The 18036-nt window shown below is 69.4% G+C and carries 14 protein-coding genes; 10 read left to right on the top strand and 4 right to left on the bottom strand.

The window, feature by feature from the left end:
• Positions 1–133: 133 nt before the first annotated feature.
• Positions 134–841 carry an endonuclease NucS gene (gene nucS, locus ACT3T9_RS11295; RefSeq protein WP_444606629.1) on the bottom strand — a complete coding sequence of 236 codons (708 nt, stop codon included), beginning with the start codon at positions 839–841 and terminating at the stop codon, positions 134–136.
• Positions 842–1037: 196 nt separating this feature from the next.
• Between nucS and ACT3T9_RS11300 the strand changes: the two genes are divergently transcribed.
• From ACT3T9_RS11300 to ACT3T9_RS11310, 3 genes are all read left to right on the top strand, one after another.
• On the top strand, positions 1038–2033 hold the full coding sequence (locus tag ACT3T9_RS11300; protein ID WP_444606630.1) for a hypothetical protein: 996 nt from the start codon (positions 1038–1040) through the stop codon (positions 2031–2033).
• Positions 2030–3121 (top strand): hypothetical protein, encoded by a 1092-nt coding sequence (locus ACT3T9_RS11305; RefSeq protein ID WP_444606631.1) that lies wholly within the window; start codon positions 2030–2032, stop codon positions 3119–3121. The genes ACT3T9_RS11300 and ACT3T9_RS11305 overlap by 4 nt, the downstream gene beginning before the upstream one ends.
• A 75-nt stretch (positions 3122–3196) precedes the next feature.
• Positions 3197–4102 (top strand): tetratricopeptide repeat protein, encoded by a 906-nt coding sequence (locus tag ACT3T9_RS11310; RefSeq protein ID WP_441444788.1) that lies wholly within the window; start codon positions 3197–3199, stop codon positions 4100–4102.
• 179 nt (positions 4103–4281) lie between these two features.
• Here ACT3T9_RS11310 and glgB read toward each other — a convergent pair whose 3' ends face one another.
• The 3 genes from glgB to glgX all read right to left on the bottom strand — a co-directional run bounded on the left by glgB (position 4282) and on the right by glgX (position 10930).
• On the bottom strand, positions 4282–6462 hold the full coding sequence (gene glgB / locus ACT3T9_RS11315) for a 1,4-alpha-glucan branching protein GlgB (RefSeq protein WP_444606655.1): 2181 nt from the start codon (positions 6460–6462) through the stop codon (positions 4282–4284).
• Between the two features lie 130 nt (positions 6463–6592).
• Positions 6593–8620 carry an alpha-1,4-glucan--maltose-1-phosphate maltosyltransferase gene (locus tag ACT3T9_RS11320; RefSeq protein WP_444606632.1) on the bottom strand — a complete coding sequence of 676 codons (2028 nt, stop codon included), beginning with the start codon at positions 8618–8620 and terminating at the stop codon, positions 6593–6595.
• A gap of 63 nt (positions 8621–8683) precedes the next feature.
• Positions 8684–10930 carry a glycogen debranching protein GlgX gene (glgX, locus tag ACT3T9_RS11325; protein ID WP_444606633.1) on the bottom strand — a complete coding sequence of 749 codons (2247 nt, stop codon included), beginning with the start codon at positions 10928–10930 and terminating at the stop codon, positions 8684–8686.
• 239 nt (positions 10931–11169) lie between these two features.
• On the opposite strand from glgX, the gene ACT3T9_RS11330 reads away from it, so the two are divergent.
• Genes ACT3T9_RS11330 through ACT3T9_RS11360 form a run of 7 tightly spaced genes read left to right on the top strand, consistent with a single transcriptional unit; the run spans position 11170 to position 17881 of the window.
• Complete coding sequence (locus ACT3T9_RS11330) at positions 11170–12306, top strand: AAA family ATPase (protein WP_444606634.1); 1137 nt, start codon at positions 11170–11172, stop codon at positions 12304–12306.
• A 55-nt stretch (positions 12307–12361) separates the two neighbouring features.
• The gene (locus tag ACT3T9_RS11335) at positions 12362–13258 is read left to right on the top strand and encodes a DUF58 domain-containing protein (protein WP_444606635.1); all 897 of its coding nucleotides are present in this window, start codon (positions 12362–12364) and stop codon (positions 13256–13258) included.
• Positions 13245–13751 carry a hypothetical protein gene (locus ACT3T9_RS11340; RefSeq protein ID WP_442332479.1) on the top strand — a complete coding sequence of 169 codons (507 nt, stop codon included), beginning with the start codon at positions 13245–13247 and terminating at the stop codon, positions 13749–13751. Before ACT3T9_RS11335 ends, ACT3T9_RS11340 begins: the two co-directional genes overlap by 14 nt.
• Positions 13742–14764: a vWA domain-containing protein gene (locus tag ACT3T9_RS11345; RefSeq protein ID WP_442332478.1), complete on the top strand. Its 1023-nt coding sequence runs from the start codon at positions 13742–13744 to the stop codon at positions 14762–14764. Before ACT3T9_RS11340 ends, ACT3T9_RS11345 begins: the two co-directional genes overlap by 10 nt.
• Positions 14764–15759 carry a vWA domain-containing protein gene (locus ACT3T9_RS11350; RefSeq protein WP_444606636.1) on the top strand — a complete coding sequence of 332 codons (996 nt, stop codon included), beginning with the start codon at positions 14764–14766 and terminating at the stop codon, positions 15757–15759. The genes ACT3T9_RS11345 and ACT3T9_RS11350 overlap by 1 nt, the downstream gene beginning before the upstream one ends.
• A complete protein-coding gene (locus ACT3T9_RS11355; RefSeq protein ID WP_444606637.1) occupies positions 15756–16697 on the top strand; it encodes a hypothetical protein in 942 nt (313 codons plus the stop codon). The genes ACT3T9_RS11350 and ACT3T9_RS11355 overlap by 4 nt, the downstream gene beginning before the upstream one ends.
• A complete protein-coding gene (locus ACT3T9_RS11360) occupies positions 16691–17881 on the top strand; it encodes a cysteine desulfurase family protein (protein ID WP_441444796.1) in 1191 nt (396 codons plus the stop codon). Before ACT3T9_RS11355 ends, ACT3T9_RS11360 begins: the two co-directional genes overlap by 7 nt.
• Positions 17882–18036: the final 155 nt, after the last annotated feature.

Genomic DNA, 18036 nt, shown 5'->3' on the forward strand with positions numbered 1-18036 from the left:
CAGGCGGTGGATGCCGACGGCGCCATCGGATCAGGCGCGACGGTCAGAACAGAGAGGGTCGAAACAGCGACGGTCGAAACAGCGACGGTCGAAACAGCGACGGTCAGAACAGAGACTGCCAGAACAGAGGCAGTCAGAACAGACGGGATTCGGCGTCGTCGATGCCGCGCAGGGCGTCGTAGTCGAGGGTCACGCAGTCGATGCCGCGGTCACCGGCGAGCACCCGGGCCTGCGGCTTGATCGCCTGGGCGGCGAAGATGCCGCGCACCGGAGCCAGCAGCGGGTCACGATTGAGCAGCTCGAGATAGCGGGTGAGCTGCTCGACGCCGTCGATCTCGCCCCGTCGCTTGATCTCAATTGCGACAGAACCGCCGTCCTGGTCGCGGGCGAGGATGTCCACCGGGCCGATCGCGGTGAAGTACTCGCGGCGCACCAGGGACCAGCCCGTGCCCAAGGTCTCGATGTTGTCCGCCAGCAGAGCCTGGAGATGGGCTTCGACCCCGTCCTTCTGCAGGCCGGGATCCACGCCGAGCTCATGGGAGGAGTCCTCGAAGACCTCGTGGAGCCGCACCCGCAACCGGTCGCCCGTCTTCCCGTGGACCACGTCCCACTGCTCGAACCAGCCGCCCTCGGGATCGTCGGCAGCCTCCTCGTCGCCGCGACGCGTGGTCGACAGCGTGCAGGGAGGGCTCATCCAGTTCAGGGGCTTGTAGCTTCCCCCATCGGAATGGATGAGGACGCTGCCATCGGCTTTGATGATCAGCAGCCGAGGGGCCAGCGGGAGATGGGCGGTGAGCCGACCGGTGTAGTCGACAGAGCAACGGGCAACGACGAGACGCACCCATCCAGGGTACGTCACCGGCCGTGGCGGTCTGGTCCCGGGCCGGAGGATGAGAGTTCGATGAGACGTTCATGAGAAGGGCTTTACCCAGGTGCAGATGCTCACTAGGGCCTGGTCTGGGATCCGCGCCGCTCGTATCGTGAACAGGTCCCCGCACCGGTCCCGATCCCGGGCCACCCCGAAGGAGCTTCCTACCGTGCAACGACCCCTGGCAGTCCTGTTGATCCTCATCGGAATCATCGGACTCGTGCTGGGCCGCCTGGGGGAGACCACCTGGGCGCCCGAGACCGAGACCACCGCGACGGTCACCTTCGACGATCCCGGCTCTGCCGTGGTGATCGACCCGGGTGTGCTCTATGTGGGCGGCGAGGAGGGGAAGGTCGTCATCGAAGGCGCCTCTGACGTCTCGGTCATCACCGCTGCGAACGGCGATATCGATGCCTACCTCGAAGACGTCCGCTACACCCGGATCACCGGCGCCGACGACTGGACCACGCTGAGCACCCAGGAGGTCAACCCCGAGGGTGCCGCGGAGCTGACCGATCCCACCACGTCTGACCTCTGGCGGTCCGTGGAGACGAAGCCCAGCCCCTACACGATCGATGTCGCGGACTTCTGGGCGGGCGAGAATGGGGAGAACGCGCAGGCCTACCGGCCACTGCTGATCGTCACCGACGGCACCGCCCCCGGCGCGGACAAGGTCTCCATCACCTGGCCCGTCGACGCCGAGAACGAATGGGTGCCCTTCGCCTACGCCGGTGGCGCCGCGATCGCCGTGATCGGACTGGTGCTGCTGGTGGTCTCGATCGGCGGCCGCCGACGCGATGAGGACGAGGACTGGAGCGTCGAGGACGGGGAGCCCGGCGTCGCGGACCAGGCCGCTCCGGCCCTGGCCGGTGCCGCAGCCGGCGGGAGCGAAGCTGTTGCGACCGTCGATGAGTCCGACGCCGACGAGCCCGACGTCGATTCCGCGGACCTCACCTCCGCTGACGCCGCACCTGCTGATGGCGCGGCCGCTGGCGCCGCACCCGCTGACGACGTGGCTGCAGGCACCGAGACCGCCGGTACGGATCCGGTGCCGGAGGAGAGCGTCTGGTCGCTCGGAACGCCCGGCACGCCCGGCACCGAGGACGACGACTCGGATCCTGCCGGACCGGTCCGGCTCTTCGGCGATGACGAGGAGCGCCGATGAGCCGCCACGACCTGCCCTACCCTGCATCGAAGGACACCACCATGAACAGCCGATCCGTCGGTCGCCGCGGCCTCTTCCTCGGTGCCGGAACCCTCATGGCGAGCGGACTCCTCGCCGCCTGCACGGCCGAGCTCGCACCGCCGGAGGCCCCGCCCACCGGCGAGCCGCGAGAGGAGCCCGCTCCGGTCCAGACCACGGAGCAGTTCGCGACCATCGTGCCCGAGGTCAATGCCGCAGTGGTCGCCGCCGATGAGGCGCGGGACGCGGCGCTGCTCGCCCCGCGTGTCTCCGGATCCGCCGCCGAGTTCCGCACTGCCGCCTACGCCATGATCGCCAAGGCAGAGGAGTGGGCCGAGGACCTCAAGGTCCCCGGCACCGAACTGATCGTCCCGATGACCTCCGTGACCGCAGAGTTCCCCCGGGTCGCGATCGCGCTGGTCCAGGACTCGGTGGCGGAGGACGGGGTCCCGTACTTCATGGCGCTGCAGCAGGCCGATGCGAAATCGCCCTACAGCTCCTGGGGCTGGGCTCAGCAGGCCGTGGGGATCGAGATGCCCGTGGTCGCCAACGAGCTGATCGGTGCGGAGCAGGTCACCGCGGACACCGAAGGCCTGGTGATGACTCCGGCCGAGGCGCTCGCGCTCTACGCCCAGGTGCTCACCGGCGGCGATGCCGACGACGCCGAGGACCTGCTCGCTCCCAACCCTTTCCAGGCCGGCACCCATGAGCGCATCCAGACCGAGCGCTCCGAGCTCAACGCCGGGGTCGAGTGGGACGAGGCTGCGACCGTGCGGGAGAGCTACACCGTCAAGGACGGCGAGCTGCTCGGGCTGCGCACCGATGACGGCGGGGCGATCGTGATGGGCACGCTGATGTCCACCCGGAAGGTCACCATCAAGGACGGCGCCACGATGCGCTACGCCGAGGACAACAAGTACACCAAGGTGATCGGGAAGAAGGAGTTCACCTCCGAGTACATTCGGGAGTACGGCACCCATGTCGCGCTCTACATCCCGTCTCAGGACGCAGGTGGACAGGTCCAGCCGATCGGCGCGACGCAGACCGCGCTGAATGCCAGCGGGAAGTGACCGGGCAGGCTCAGCGCATGCCCGGCACGACTCCCTAGACTGGGTCCGTCCTGCAGTCGTCGAAGGAGTACACCTGTGACCGATCCGTACGGAATCATCGATCTGGCAGCGCTGAAGCAGCCCGCCGGAGGCGCCGCCTCCGCCGGCGCAGCACCCGGTGCCGGCACCCCGTCGGCGCACGAGGTCGCTGTCACCGAGCAGGGTCTCGAACAGCTGATCACGGACTCCCAGCAGGTGCCCACCCTGCTGCTGGTGACCAGCTCGCGGGTCCCCGAGGGAGAGCAGTTCCTCGCCTCTCTGCGTCGTTCGGTCGACGGGCGGGGCGGGGCGATCAGGCTCGCGCTCGTCGACGCCGACACCCAGCAGCGGGTCGCCACCGCGCTGCGCGTCGAGCAGCTTCCCACCCTGCTGCTGCTGATCATGGGCCAGATCCAGCCGATCGTGCAGGCCGTGCTCCCGGATGCAGAGATCGACAATCTCCTCGCCCAGGTGCTCGAAGTGGCCCGCCAGCAGGGCATGGATATCCCCGCCGGCGACGGCGCGCAAGAGGCTCCCGCCGAAGAGCCGCTGCCGCCGCTGATCGCCGAGGCCTATGCGGCGATCGAGCGTGGCGATCTCGACGCGGCCGTGGCCGCTTACCAGAAGCAGCTGCAGGAAGCGCCGGCAGATGCTGAGGCGAAGGCCGGCCTGGCGATGGTGAACCTGATGCGGCGCACTCAGGGCACCGAGCTCGCCGCAGCCCGGGAAGCATCTGCGCAGCGCCCCACCGATCTGGGAGCCCAGCTGCTGACCGCGGATCTCGACATGCTCGGTGGTCATGTGGAGGACGCCTTCGCGCGTCTGCTGGACCTGTTGCGCGGCGCCGATCAGGAGACCAAGGACATCGTGCGGACACGTCTGCTGGAGCTGTTCGAGGTGGCGGGTGCAGAGGACCCGCGGGTGGCGCCGGCACGCAAGCGCATGGCGAACCTGCTGTTCTGACAGGTCCCTTCTGACAGGTCTCTTCTGACAGGTCTGTTCTGACATGCCCGGCCCCACGCGATGCGCGGCCCGTTCCCTCGGGGGAGCGGGCCGCGCATCGTCCATCTGCAGTCAGCCGGGGCGGACCTGGCGGAGTGATCTGGCGGAGTGATCCGGCGGTGTGACCCGGCGGTGCGCGGTCAGCCCGCCCGCAGCCGTTCGGGGACCAGCACCACCGCGCCCAGCGGCGGCACCGACAGCCGCACCGAGTAGTCGCGGCCATGCTGCGGCAGCGGCTCCGCGTGCACCCGGCCGAGGTTCCCCACGCCGCCGCCGCCGTAGACCGGAGCGTCGGTGTTCAGCACCTCGAGCCAGCTCCCGCCCTCGGGCAACGGGATCCGGTACTCGTGCCAGGGCTCCGCCGAGAGGTTCAGGACCACCACCACCGGATCGCCGGCCTGATCGCGACGCACGAAGGACAGCGAGTTGTGGCTCGCATCGTCACCGATCAGCCATTCGAAGCCGCCCGGGTCCTGGTCGCGCTCGTAGAAGGCGGGGAACTCCGCCTGGAGGGCGTTGAGATCCTTCACCAGCTGCTGGACACCCCGGTGCAACGGGTACTCCAACAGCCACCAGGGCAGTCCGGCCTGCTCCGACCACTCGGTACCCTGGGCGAACTCGATGCCCATGAACACCAGCTGCTTGCCCGGATGCGACCACTGGAAGGCAAGATAGGCGCGCAGGTTCGCCGCCTGCTGCCAGTCATCGCCCGGGGCCTTGCGCAGCAGCGACCCCTTGCCATGCACGACCTCGTCATGGCTCAGCGGGAGCACGAAGTTCTCGGAGTACTGGTAGACCATCGAGAAGGTCAGCTCGCCGTGGTGGTACTGGCGATGCACGGGATCCTGCCCGAGGTACTCGAGGGTGTCGTGCATCCAGCCCATGTTCCACTTGAACCCGAAGCCGAGCCCGCCGGTGTCGGTGGGGCGGGTGACACCGGGGAAGGAGGTGGACTCCTCGGCGATCATCATGATGCCCGGGGCCCGCTTGTAGGCGGTGGCGGTGGTCTCCTGGAGGAAGGCGATGTTCTCGAGATCCTCACGGCCGCCGTGGTGGTTGGGCAGCCACTGCCCTTCCTCACGGGAGTAGTCCCGGTACAGCATCGAGGCGACGGCATCGACCCGCAGGCCGTCGACATGGAACTCCTCGAGCCAGTAGCACGCATTGGCGACCAGGAAGTTGCGCACCTCATTGCGGCCGGTGTCGAACACGTAGGTGCCCCAGTCCGGATGCTCCCCGCGACGTGGATCGGCATGCTCGTACAGCGGTGTGCCGTCGAAACGGCCCAGCGCCCACTCGTCCTTCGGGAAGTGGGCCGGGACCCAGTCCAGGATCACGCCGATGCCGGCTCCATGGAGGGTGTCGATCAGATGGCGCAGCTCATCAGGCGTGCCCAGCCGTGAGGTGGGGGCGTAGTACCCGGTCACCTGGTATCCCCAGGAGCCTCCGAAGGGATGCTCGGCCACCGGCATGAACTCGACATGGGTGAATCCCATGTCGCGCACATAGTCGGTCAGCTCGACGGCCAGCTCCCGATAGCCCAGGCCCGGCCTCCAGCTGGCCAGATGCACCTCGTAGATGGACATCCGCGAGGCGACCGCATCATGGGCGGCGCGCTCGGCCAGCCAGTGCTCGTCGGTCCACTCGAAGCTGCTGGTGGTGATCACGGAGCCGGTGGCCGGTGGCACCTCCGCGAAGCGGGCCATCGGGTCCGCCTTGTCGCGCCAGGTCCCGTCGGCGCCGAGGATCCGATACTTGTACGTCTCGCCGTCGCCGGCACCGGGGATGAAGATCTCCCACACCCCGGCCGAGCCCAGCGAACGCATCGCGTGCATCCGACCATCCCAGCCGTTGAACGAGCCCACCACCTGCACGGCGCGCGCGTTCGGGGCCCAGACGGTGAAGGAGGTTCCCGCGATCGTGTCCGGGCCCTCCTCGACGGTGCGCACATGCGAGCCCAGCGCGCGCCACAGCTCCTCGTGGCGACCCTCCTGGATGAGGTGCAGATCCAGTTCGCCGATGGTCGGCAGGAAGCGATACGGCTCCTCGACGTCCACCGCGGCGGTGCCCTCGGACCAGGTCACCCGGATCCGGTAGGAGGGCAGCTCGGGCAGCGGCAGGGTCGCCACCCAGATGCCGTCGTACTCGTGCTCCATGGCGTGGACGGCGCCGTCCGGGAGCAGCACCGAGACCTCGTGCGCGAGCGGCTTGAGGGTGCGCACAGTGGTCGCCCCCTCGTACTCGTGGGCACCGAGCACCGAGTGGGGCTCGTGGTAGCTGCCGGTCGCGGTGGCGCCCAGCTCATGCTCACCCAGCGGCATCACCGGCGTGGAGCGGGAACCCTGAGCGGAGCGGGAACCCTGAGCAGGGAGGGACGCCGCTCCCGCATCAGGGGGCGTCGGCGTCGCAGCGCGGGCGGGAGTGTCAGCGCGGGCGGGAGTGTCGGACATGTCAGCTCTCCTCGGGGTGGATGATCCGCAGGACGTGCGCGGGACGGTCTTCGGCGCTCAGGATCACGTAGGGATCGCGTCCCCAGCGGAACCGTTCACCGGTCAGCAGATCTTCGACCTCGAAGCTCTCGCCCACCCCGAGCGCATCGAGATCCAGGCTCAGAGTGGTCCAGGCATCGCGGTCGTGCGCGGTCAGCGAGACCACCAGCACTGTGTCCGGGGCACCGGTCCCGCTGCCTGCGGCGTCGAGGTGCTTGGAAAAGACCAGCACCTGTTCGTCGTCGGCCTCATGGAAGCGGATCGTGGTGAGGGTCTGCAGCGAGGGGTGCTCGCGGCGGATCCGGTTCAGGGTCCCCAGCAGCGGCTCGAGGCTCTCGCCCCGGGCCAGCGCGCCGGCGTAGTCGCGCGGCTTGAACTCGTACTTCTCGTTGTCGATCTGCTCCTGGGCGCCGGGCCGGGGGACGTCCTCCACGAGCTCATAGCCGCTGTAGATGCCCCAGGTCGGGACCAGCGTCGCGGCCAGGATGGCGCGCAGCACGAAGGCCCGCCGACCGCCCTCGCTCATGAACGGGGTGAGGATGTCATGCGTGGTGGGCCAGAAGCTCGGCCGCATGAAGGGGGCGGTCTCGACCAGCTCCTCGAGGTATTCGCGCAGCTCTTTGGCGCTCTCGCGCCAGGTGTAGTAGGTGTAGCTCTGGTGGAAGCCGACCTTGCCCAGGGTGTGCATCATGGTGGGCCGGGTGAAGGCCTCGGCCAGGAAGATGACCTCGGGATGCGTCTGGGCGAACTCGGCCAGGAGCTCTTCCCAGAAGCGCACCGGTTTGGTGTGGGGGTTGTCGACCCGGAACAGCGTCACCCCGTGCGCCACCCACAGCTCGAGCATGTCGCGGATCGCGGCGTAGAGACCCTCGTAGTCGGTGTCGAAGCTGAGCGGGTAGATGTCCTGGTACTTCTTCGGCGGGTTCTCGGCATAGGCGATCGTGCCGTCCGCCTGCACCGTGAACCACTCAGGATGCTCCTTCACCCAGGGATGATCCGGGGAGCACTGCAGTGCGATGTCCATCGCGACCTCGAGGTCGAGCTCCTTCGCCCGGGAGATGAAGGCGTCGAAGTCCTCCATGGTGCCCAGCTCAGGGTGGAGCGCATCATGCCCGCCCTCCGCAGCACCGATCGCGTAGGGGGAGCCCGGGTCTCCGGGCAGCGGGTCGAGGGTGTTGTTGCGGCCCTTGCGGAAGGTCGAGCCGATCGGGTGGATCGGCGTCAGGTAGGCGACGTCGAAGCCCATCTCGGCGATCCGGTCCAGGGACTCGGCCGCGGTGCGGAAGGTGCCGGAGGTCCAGCCGTGCTCGGGGTCGAAGCGGGCTCCCTCCGAGCGGGGGAAGAACTCGTACCAGGAGCCGTACAGGGCCCGACGGCGCTGGACCTCGAGCGGGAACGGTCCCGCGACGGTCACCCCCTCGCGCAGCGGACGCTCCGTGAGGATGCCGCGCAGATCTGCGGCGAGCGCCGGGGCGACTCGCGCGGAGGCCGGCAGACCGGGGGAGCGCAGGCTCTCGAGGGCGGCGCGGAGCAGCGGGCCGTCGGCGGCCGGCCGGATCCCGCCGTCGATCTCGGCGAGCACCCGCTTCAGCACCAGCGCGCCCTCGGCGCAGACCAGGTCGACGTCCATCTCCGCGGGGATCTTCACCTCGGCGATGTGCGCCCAGGTGCTGTACGGCGCGGAGAACGACTTGATCCGGAAGTTCCAGCGGCCGGTCTGATCGGGGCGGATGGTGGTCTCCCAGAGGTCCAGCCCGGGCTCGACGGGATCGAGCGCGCGCCGCTGCTCCTCACCGTCGGGGGAGACCAGCACCAGCTGCACGCCCATCGCATCGTGCCCCTCGCGGAACGTGTTGGCGCTGACCGTGACGGTCTCGCCCTCGACGCAGCGTGCCGGGTACCTCCCGCCGTCGACGACGGGTTGCACCGCCATGATCGGGATACGGCCGATGCCGGCGTCCAGCCCCGTGCGGTCAGTGGTCTCGGACATGGCCTCTCCTGCCTGAGCTCTCGTCCTTGACGAGGTGCTCTGCGACGGTCGCGGTGACGGTCCTCACGATAGCCGCTCGGGCGTCCCCTCTGCGCCGTCGGGGCTGATCCCGATGACCACCACGCTGCCGGGCTCCACCATGACGCTCCGCTCCACCAGCGGTGTGAGCGGAAGACCCTCGGGGGTCTCCAGGGCGGTGTCCAGGAGGATCCGTGCGGTGCCCTGCGGCCAGGGAGCCCTGGGCAGGCGCAGCGCGACCTCCTCGGCCTCGGTGGAGAGGATCACGAGCAGGTGCTCGGAACCCTCCCGACCCGGGATCGCCGGCCGCAGCATGGCGAGCAGGTGCTGGGAGGGATCCATCCACTCCTCGTGTGCGATCGGCAGACCCTCGGCACCGAACCAGGCGACCTGCCCGGCATCGAGCGCCGCCGGGTCGGCGGGGCGCAGGAAGTGCGGCGCGCGCAGCTGCGGATGCTCGCCGCGCAGCTGCAGCAGTCGGGAGACGGTCTCGCGCAGCTGGTCGCTGCGGCGGCTGCGGCTCCAGTCCATCCAGGAGATCTCGTTGTCCTGGCAGTAGGCGTTGTTGTTGCCCTGCTGGGTGCGATAGCGCTCGTCCCCGGCGGTGAGCATCGGGGTGCCCGAGGCCAGCAGCAGTGTGGCCAGGATGCTGCGGGTGGTGCGACGCCGTGCCTCCTCGACCTCTGCCGCCCCCTCGACGCCCGAGCCGACCTCCCCCTCATATCCGTGATGGAAGGAGCGGTTGTCGGAGGTGCCGTCGCGGTTGTCCTCGCCGTTGGCCTCATTGCGCTTGGTCTCGTAGACGGTGAGGTCCCGCAGCGTGAAGCCGTCATGGGCGGTGACGTAGTTGACCGATGCCCAGGGGGAGCGGAGGCTGCGTCCGGCCGGGAGCTCGAGGGGATCCTGCCCGGTGAGCAGGTCGGAGGAACCGGCCAGGCGGGTGGCGAGGTCGCGGATGCCGCCGATCGCGTCATTGCCCGAGCGCTCGCGCATCGCCCGGTCCGAGAGCCAGAAGGCACGCACGTCATCGCGGAAGGCGTCGTTCCATTCCGTGAAGGGGGCGGGGAAGTTCCCGGTCTGCCAGCCGCCGGTGCCCACGTCCCAGGGTTCGGCGATGAGCTTGACGCCGCGCAGCACGGGATCGGTGAGGATCGCGCGCAGCAGCGGATGATCGGGGCTGAAGCCGCGATCGTCCCGGCCCAGCGTGGCCGCCAGATCGAAGCGGAAGCCGTCCACGTGGACCTCCTGCACCCAGTAGCGCAGCGAGGCGAGGATCAGGTCCATCACGTGCCGTGACCGCGGGTCCAGGGTGCCGCCGGTCCCGGTGACGTCGAAGAAGGTGCCGTGGTCGATCCAGTAGTACTCGAGGTTGTCCAGTCCGCGCAGCGAGAGCGCAGGTCCATCGGCACCGCCCTCGGCGGTGTGGTTGTAGACCACGTCCAGGATGACCTCGAAACCGGCCGCGTGCAGGTTCCGCACCATGGTCTTGACCTCGTCGAGCACCGCCTGGGCGCCGGCGTGCTGGGCTGCCGGGGTGGCGAGAGAGGGGTCCGGGGCGAAGTACGACAGGGTCGAGTAGCCCCAGTAGTTGGTCAGACCCAGCCGGGTCAGGTGCGGCTCGTCCATCGCAGCGTGCAGGGGGAGCAGCTCCACGGTGGTCACCCCGAGGCTGCGCAGGTAGCTGGTCACCGCGGGATGGCCCAACCCGGCATAGGTGCCGCGCTGCTCGGGCGGGAGCTCGGGATGCAGCTGGGTGAACCCCTTGACGTGCACCTCGTAGAGCACTGTGGAGTCCCAGTCCACGAGCGGGCGCAGATCCCCCTGCCAGTCGAAGTCGTCGGCGACGACCACGGACCAGATCGCGTCGTCACCGTTGTCGACCTCGCTGCGGATCGGCGTCTCACCCACCCGGTCGAGCATCGCATCGACCTCGAAGGGGAAGAACGAGCTCAGCAGCGACGAGGAGTGCGAGACCCCGCGGGCCCAGGGGTCCAACAGGAGCTTTCGAGGGTTGCACAGCAGCCCGGCGCCGGGATCCCAGGGCCCATCGACGCGGAGCCCGTAGCGGGTGCCGGGCGTCATCCCGCTGACCCGGTCCCAGCGCAGACCTCCGTCGAAGTGCCGCAGCCGCTGACGGTGCTCGGTGGAACCCTGGCGGATGCAGAGGTCGATCGATTCCGCCCTCGGAGCCGCGACGGCGAAGGTGCCCCGACCCTGCGCGTCCACCAGCAGCCCCGGTGAGGTGGGGGCGACGGGGGGTGTCGCGCGATCGAAGTGGTCTGCTTGCACCATGGCATTGTCCCACCACCGACGCCCGGGACGAGACCGACTCGCACCCGGGGTGACCGGTGCCGCTAGGATCGGCGAGGTGATCCGTGATCCGCTGCCGGCGGCCGGCGGGTCCTCAGCATGGCCGCGACCGGTCCGGCCTCCGGCCTCCTCGGGGGAGGAGCAGGGCCTCGGGTCGTGGTCGCCGAGCATGAGCAGTACCAGTCGCACGAGTCGAACGCATGACGGGGGAGCCGCAGCGCATGAGCAATCCACCCAGCCAGCACGCCGGGAATCAGGCGCGTCCCATGGTGCCGGGTCCGCCGCCCGGACTGTCGGAGTCCTCTGCCTCGGGACCGGGCCGGCCTGCGCCGGGGGCCGCGCAGCGGCCCGGCGGGTTCGCGCCCTCGAGCGCTGCCATCGCGCCCGGCGACCTCGAGCGCGCCGGAGCGATCATCTCCACCATCTCCCGGGTCTTCCACTCCCGCGTGGTGGGCCAGGAGAACCTGCGCACGACGCTGATCGCCGCCCTGGCGGCGGGAGGGCACGTGCTGCTGGAGTCCGTGCCGGGTCTGGCCAAGACCACCGCCGCGAGCGCCCTGGCCTCCTCGATCACCGGCTCCTTCGCGCGCATCCAGTGCACCCCCGACCTGATGCCCAATGACATCATCGGCACCCAGATCTACTCCTCGGGCACGGGGACCTTCACCACTCAGCTGGGCCCCGTGCACGCGAACGTGGTGCTGCTGGACGAGATCAACCGCTCGAGCGCCAAGACGCAGTCCGCGATGCTGGAGGCGATGCAGGAGCGGCAGACCTCCATCGGTGGCGAGGTGTACCGCCTGCCGGAGCCGTTCATGGTGCTCGCGACCCAGAACCCGATCGAGGAGGAGGGCACCTATGTCCTCCCCGAGGCGCAGATGGACCGCTTCCTGATGAAGGAGATCCTGACCTACCCGCGACCGGCCGAGGAGCATGAGATCCTCGACCGCTCGACCGCCGGGAGCCTCACCGGCCCGCGCGAGGCGGTGGGCACCGTGACCCTCCAGGACGTCCGCTTCCTCCAGGAGATGGTGGATCAGGTGTACGTCGATCCCGCGGTCAAGCGGTACATCATCGATCTGATCTTCACCACCCGAGGATCCGGCCCGCGCCCGGTCCCGAACCTCACCCAGTCCGTGCGGGTCGGGGCCAGCCCTCGCGGCTCGCTCGCGCTGATGAAGGTGGGCCAGGCGCACGCGCTGCTCAACGGACGCGACTACGTCACCCCTGATGACGTGCGGGCGATGCGGCACGGGGTGCTGCGCCACCGCCTGGTGCTCACCTTCGACGCACTCGCCAGCGGCATCAAGCCGGAACAGATCATCGACGCGGTGTTCCACGCCGTGCCGATGCCCTGAGCGGCCCAGACGACTGAGAACGACCGAGAACGACTGAGGGGGACCGGACGACTCGATGGCCACGTCGCTGCTGACCCGTGTCAAGGCACGGGTGGATCTGCACACCTCGAACCGGGCACGTGGACTCATCCAGGGCCGGGGGCGGTCGCTGTTCAAGGGCAGCGGCGAGGACTTCGACGACCTGAAGTACTACCAGCCCGGCGACAAGATCTCCGATATCGACTGGAAGGCCACCGCCCGCTCGGGAGAGCCGCTGATCCGGCAGTTCAACGAGGAGCGGGTGCGCCATCTCTCGATCGTCGTCGACACCTCCGCGGCGATGGCGGCCACCGCCGCCGACGGCAGCTCCAAGCGGGACGCGATGATCATGGCCGCCGGGATGGTCTGCTTCCTGGCCCAGAAGAACGGCGATCTGGTGGGAATGGTCGCGGGTCAGGAGAGCCGCCCGATCCAGCTGCCCTCCCGCTCGAGCGATGGGCATCTCGAGCTGCTGCTGCGCACCGCGCAGCAGGCGACCACCACGGCGGCCGGTGCCGCGAACACCTCCTGGCTGCTCGAACGCGCCTTCCGGGTCACCACGCACTCGACCCTGATGACGATCATCACCGACGAGGCCCACCCCACCGTCGAGGACTTCACACTGCTGCGGCGACTGAAGACGCGCCACGATCTGATCGTGATCCGCATCGCCGATGCGGACCCGCTGCAGGGCGCCGCGCTGGACCACGATGTGATCGACGTGGACTCGCCCCGTGAGATCGGCGCCATGGCACGCACCTCGAAACGGGTCGCCCATGACGTCGCGGCGTACCGGCAGGCGCGTCGCGAGGGCATCGAGGAGATGCTGGACCGACTGCACATCAGCCACATGCTCACGCAGGGGGAGAGCACCGTGGTGGACGACATGGTCTCGCTGCTGCGGTCGAGGGAGTATCGCCATGGCCGTTCCTGAGCTGGTCGCCGGCGTGCTGCTGGCCGAACCCGCGCCCCCGGAGATCATCGCCCCTCCGCAGTACTCGATCGCCTGGGTGATCCTCGCGGTGCTGTGCGTCCTGGTGATCACGGCGCTGATCGTGGGCACCCTGAAGATCACGCGGGCGATCGAGAAGCGCATCGCCTACCGTCGCCGCCCCAGCGACGTCGAGACCCTGAAGGCGGAGTTCCTGCGCGCCGTGAACGACATCGCCGATCGCCATGAGGCGGGCCAGCTCGAGGCGCGGGACGGCCATCACGAGCTCACCGGTGTGATGCGCCGCTTCGTGCGGCGCACGACTGGGCACGACGTCACCAGCCAGGACCTGGCGACCCTGCTGGCCGATCAGCGCACCCGCGCGGTCGGCGAGCTCATCGCCGACCTGTACGAGCCGGACTTCGCGATGTCCTCGGACCGCGACCTGCGCGAATCCGTGCGTCGCGCGCGGGAGGTGATCCGCTCATGGTCATGATCTTCTGGTGGGTCACCGCGCTGCTGCTGCTGGCAGCGATCGCTGTCTGGGCGATTACTTTCTGGAACCGACGCGCCATGCGTCGTTCCCCGGTGCTGGTGGCGAACTCGCAGTACATGGACCGGATCCCGAGCTTCGTGCGGGCGCAGCGCACGGCCCGGGTGGTGCGCGTGCTCCAGGTGGGGATCGCGGTGTTCGCCGTGATCGCGGCATCGCTGCTGTCCGGGCGGATCGCGAGCGAACGGATCGAGACCCCGGAGTTCTCCTCGCGGGACATCGTGCTGTGCCTGGACGTCTCGGGGTCGATGTATGAGTACGACACCGAGATCCTCTCGACCTTCGCCGAGATGGTGGACGGCTTCGAGGGGGAGCGGGTGGCGCTGTCGATCTTCAACTCGACCAGTCGCACCGTGTTCCCGCTGACCAATGACTACGACCTGATCAAGCGGGAGCTCGAGGCCGGGTCCGAGGCGATCGACTTCGACGAGTTCGGCTACCGCCTGGGCACTCAGGACTACTCCGACGACAAGGTGCGTCAGTACGTGGACTTCGTCGACGGCACCCGAGGGATCGCCGATGAGGCGTCGATCGTCCCGGACGGCCTCGCCTCCTGCGCGCAGGTCTTCGACCAGGCGGAGCAGGATCGATCGCGCTCGATCATCTTCGCGACCGACAACGAGGTCAACGGCGAGCCGATCTTCACCCTCGACGAGGCGACCGAGAGGGTCGCCTCACGTGACATCGATCTGTACACCTTCTACCCCGGGGCCTACGAGTGCGGTCCCCAGTGCTTCGAGGAGCTGGAGACGGCCACCGAGGACCAGGACGGCGAGCTGTACGAGTCCTCGGACCCGGAGGCCATCCCCTCGATCATCAACCAGATCCAGAAGACGCAGGCGGAGGTGCTGGGGGCGACCCCGACCGTGGTCCGCACGGACCATCCCGCGCTCGGATTCGTCCTCACCTTCCTCTCGCTCGTCGGGATCCTGATCCTGGGATGGAGGGCCCGCTGATGTATTTCGAGCACCTGATGCCGCTGTGGGCGACGATCCCCCTGTTCGGCGCGATGCTGGTCCTGTGCACAGTGCTGCTGGTGCGGCGGCCGCGCCAGCGCACCGCCTGGCTGCGCCGCCTGCTGATGGTCCTGCTGCTGCTGGTGGTCGCACTGCGCCCGGTCACCCCGATCGAGGGTGAGCAGACCCAGCGGATGAACGCGAACGTGTTCTTCGTGGTGGACCGCACCGGCTCGATGAACGCCGAGGACTATGCGGGCGAGCAGCCGCGGCTGGAGGGGGTGAAAGCGGATATGGAGCAGATCATGGGCCTCACCGAGGGCGCGAGGTACTCGATCATCGCCTTCGACTCCACGGCCACCCAGCAGCTGCCGCTGACCACGGATGCCGGTGCCGCCCGCGCGTGGATCGACACCCTGACCACCGAGCCCACCTCCTATTCGACGGGGTCGAACGTCGACCGTGCGCTGACCCCGCTGCTGGTGGAGATCTCCGAGGCCCGGTCCGAGGATCCCGACTCGAGCGTGCTGGTGTACTTCCTCTCCGACGGGGAGAACACCGACGAACGCGACTCCGAGTCCTTCAGCCAGGCCGCGGGCTTCGTGGACGGCGGGGCGGTGCTCGGCTATGGCACCCCCGAGGGCGGGCCCATGAAGGCCGAGGGCGGCCAGGACCACGGCGAATACATCACCGGACCGGATGGCCAGCAGGGCATCTCGAGCATCGACGAGCAGCAGCTGCAGACGATCGCCGGAGAGATCGGAGTGCCGTACCTGCACCGCACGGACCCGGCAGCACCGATCGAGGGCACGATGGAGGGGATCACCCTCCGGCCGATCCCGATCGAGTCCACACGGGGGGTCGCGAGCTTCGAGGACTGGTACTGGGTGGCCGCGATCCCACTGGCCGCCCTGCTGATCTGGGAGCTCGGCGAGATGACCTACCGGCTGCCCCGCCGGCTCGACCGCTACGACATCTCAGGAGCGCAGCGATGAGCACACCACTGGCAGAGCATCCCCGCAGCGCGGAGGCTGCGGGCACGGCAGCCACCGGGGGTCCCGGGACCACGCTCGCGCAGGACCAGAGCGGCAGCCCCAAGGACTTCGGTCTGAACGTGAAGCGGCTGCGCCTGACCCGCATCATCGTGTTCGCGATCCTCTCCCCGCTGATCCTGGCGCTGGCCCTGTTGACGGTCAAGTTCGTCTCCATGCCGATCACCCAGGCGACCTCTCTGAGCGCCTACGAGGACGGGGACTATCCCGCGGCCATCGAGCGCCTGGGACCGGTGGAGTTCGCCAACTGGTTCGAGCCGTATCTGCCTCATCTGTCCCAGGGCACCGCCCTGCTGCAGCAGGGCGAGGACGCCGCCGCCGAGGAGGAGCTGCGCCAGGCCCTGGAGGAATGGAATGGTCATAGCGACCTGAACTCGCCGATGCACGCCCAGTGCAAGATCCTCAACAACCTCGCGATCTCGATCGAGCGCCAGGCTGATCTGCTCGAGGACCCGCAGCAGCGCGCTGATCGGCTCTTCGAGGCTGAGGAGCTGCTCGCTCCCTGCGCCGGCGGAGGCGGGGGCGGCGAGGGCGAGGGCGAGGGCCAGGGCGGCGGAGGAGCCGGGAACGAGGACTCCGAGACCACCGAGGGCAACGGCGAACGCGTCGAGGAGAAGCGGCGCGAGGCCGATGAAGAGGCCGGCAACGACCCCGACGCACGCGGCGAGGAGCAGCGCGGGTCGCCGGGACAGACGGATCCCGGCGATCCCTCCCGTGAGGACCCCGAAGGGGGCGGCCCCGAGGAGGAGGCGCCCACCAGCGGCAACTCGGAGGAGGACCAGAAGGACGACGAGCTCGAGGAACGCAATCGCGATGCGCAGGGCGGGGACGGCGAGGAAGAGCCCGGCGGCTCGCAGGACGATCCGGTGAAGCCATGGTGACCCTCGGGACGGAGGAGCGCGCCTACCTCGACCACGCCGCGACCACGGTGCTGCGCCCCGCAGCCCGGGACGCCTTCCTCGAGGCCTCCGCGGTGCGGGGCAACCCCTCCTCCGTGCACGCCTCGGGCCGACGGGCGCGCGGTGTGCTCGACGAGTCCCTGGCCCGGATCGCCGCGCTACTCGACGTGCCTCGCAGCTGGCTGATCATGACCTCCGGCGGCACCGAGGCGGACAATCTCGCGATCCGCTCCGTCGGCCTCGGCGCCCAGCAGAAGGATCCGGCACGTACCGCGGTCGCCGTCGCCGCGACCGACCATCCCGCCGTGCTCGCCACGGCACGCTCCCTGACCGCCGGCGATCCCGGGATCGAGGTGCGCGAGCTCCCGGTGGACCACCAGGGTGCTCTGCGTGCCCAGGGCGTCGCCGAGGCGCTGGCCGATGGTGCTGTGGGCGTGGTCAGCGCAGCCCTGGTCAACAATGAGACCGGCGCGCTGCAGGACCTCGCCGCACTCGCCGCGGCCGCCCGGGAGCACGGCACCCTGGTGCACACCGATGCGGTGCAGGCAGCAGGACACGTCCCGCTGCCGAGCTGGGACGACGTGGATCTGATGTCCCTGTCCGGGCACAAGCTCGGCGCGCCCGTGGGGGTGGGGGTGCTGGTGGCCAGGCCCGGAGTGCCCTTCGCTGCGTTCAGCACCGGCGGCGGGCAGCAGCGGGGCGTGCGCTCGGGAACGCTGGACGCGGCTCACACCGCCGCCTTCGCGGCAGCTCTGGGAGAGGCCCTCACCGAGCGCGAGGAGCAGTCCGCGCGGCTGCGGGCGCTGGCGGGAACGCTGCGGGCAGGAATCCGCGCGATCGATCCGCAGGCCCGCTTCACCCTCGCCGACGGCACCCCGCAGTCGGGCCACATCGTGCATGTGGTGTTCCCCGGCGCGGACTCGGACTCCCTGCTGTTCCTGCTCGATGAGCGCGGCGTGGACTCAGCGGCGGGCTCCGCCTGCTCCGCCGGGGTGACCCAGGCCAGCCCGGTGCTCGCTGCGATGGGCGTCACCGATCAGCAGGCGCGCGGTGCGCTGCGCCTCTCCTTGGGCTGGACCAGCACTGAGCGAGATATCGAGATCCTGCTGGCAGCGCTTCCCGAAGCTCTCACCAGGGCCCGCGCCGTCGGCGCGCTGATGGGCTGAGGGCACCAGCCGCTGCCGGCACGGTCTGGTTCCGGCGTTGCCCCCGACGCTGCCTGCGACGCCGCCTCCGGCGTTGCCCCGACGCCATCTCCGACGCGCGATCCGGGGCGAACATCACGTTCCCCACCCCTCGGCCGAACAGCCTCGTCTCCGTA

Source organism: Brachybacterium sp. AOP29-B2-41, assembly GCF_052378395.1.
Lineage (GTDB): Bacteria > Actinomycetota > Actinomycetes > Actinomycetales > Dermabacteraceae > Brachybacterium.